Here is a 1,216-nt window from a genome sequence, read left to right as displayed (position 1 = left end):
CCCGGATGCACCGTCGGTGATTGTGTGATGGGTTTCTGAATTCGCATTCGGGGATTGAGGTCTGGGCACGGTCGATCAGCCGGTGTGCCCGGCTTTTCCACGTGGTCTTTCGGTCGCGCCCTGGGGCTGGTGGGTGGGGTCAGGTCGTGACGGGTGGGCTGAGCGCGGCGGCGAATATCGCGTCGAAGGCGTGCTGCCAGGGCCAGTTCGTGGGCATTCGGAGGGTGGTGCGCCGTGCTGATCGGGTGATCCTGGCAGGGATCGTGATCAGCTGAGCCCGAATGGTGGCGGTGACCGCTTTCGCATGGAGCTGTCCTGCGAGAGCGCCGGTGGCGCGGGTCAGGTTGAACGCGATCGCGGCCAGCACCAGCCATGCGCTGTTCGCGGCGAAGGACCCCGACGGCAGGTGCGCCAACGGGCCGTTCTTGAGGTCGGCGTGGACTTGCTCGATGATCGCGTGCCGGCGGTGGTCGGCCTCTGCGTCGAACATCGGTTGCGGTGAGTCGGTGAAGACGGCGTGGTGGCGCCAGGCGGGGAACAGCTCACCCTGGTCGTTGGCCACGGTGTGGGCGGGGTTAGCGTCGCGGACCCGGCGCACGATCAGCCGCGCAGCCACCTGTTCAGCCTGGGGTCGGGAGGTGAAGGCGGTGAACGGCACCTCAGCGACTTCGGCGTCCGAGATCCACTGCTGCAACTGCTCGTCGAAGACCGCCTGGGGGTAGCGGATCTGGGTCCACCTCCTCTCGTCGATGCCTGCGATTGCCCTGCTGACGGCGGGGTCTTTGCGGGTGGTGATCGAGAACCGGGCCCCGCCCCGGCGAGCCGCTGCGATCACGTCGCGCCCGTAGTAGGCCGAGTCCGCGCGGACCACGACGATGCCGCTGGCGCCGCAGGCCCGCGCGGTCGTGAGGGCGTCGGAGACCAGGCGTGCAGCGCCGCGGGTGGAGTTGGTGGAGCCCTTGCGGAGTCTGGTCGCCACGATCACCGGCGCGCACAGCGGCGTCGACACGGTCGCGATCAACGCGTTCAAGCCTTTGACGCCGGTGTAGCCGTAGCCGGCGCCTTGCTTCTGATAGCCGTGGGTCGCTTTCACTGTGTCATCGATGTCGAGGAACGCGAACTCACCAATCCCGGGCAGCAGCGGCGCGTGCCCGGCCAGGGCGGTCAGGAAATCGGACGCGACCGCATCCAACTGCCGGACATGACCGAAGGTGAA

General features: G+C 67.9%; 1 protein-coding gene. It reads right to left on the bottom strand.

The window, feature by feature from the left end; translation table 11 throughout:
• Positions 1 to 139: 139 nt before the first annotated feature.
• Positions 140 to 1,216, bottom strand: a 1,077-nt coding sequence (locus RM423_RS24800; RefSeq protein ID WP_311425706.1) for an IS1380 family transposase, incomplete at its 5' end; no start/stop codon positions are given.

The organism is Jatrophihabitans lederbergiae, assembly GCF_031845305.1.
Taxonomy (GTDB): domain Bacteria; phylum Actinomycetota; class Actinomycetes; order Mycobacteriales; family Jatrophihabitantaceae; genus Jatrophihabitans_A; species Jatrophihabitans_A lederbergiae.
The sequence above is the reverse complement of the archived record's forward strand: the minus strand, read 5'-3'. Positions and strand labels throughout refer to the sequence as shown.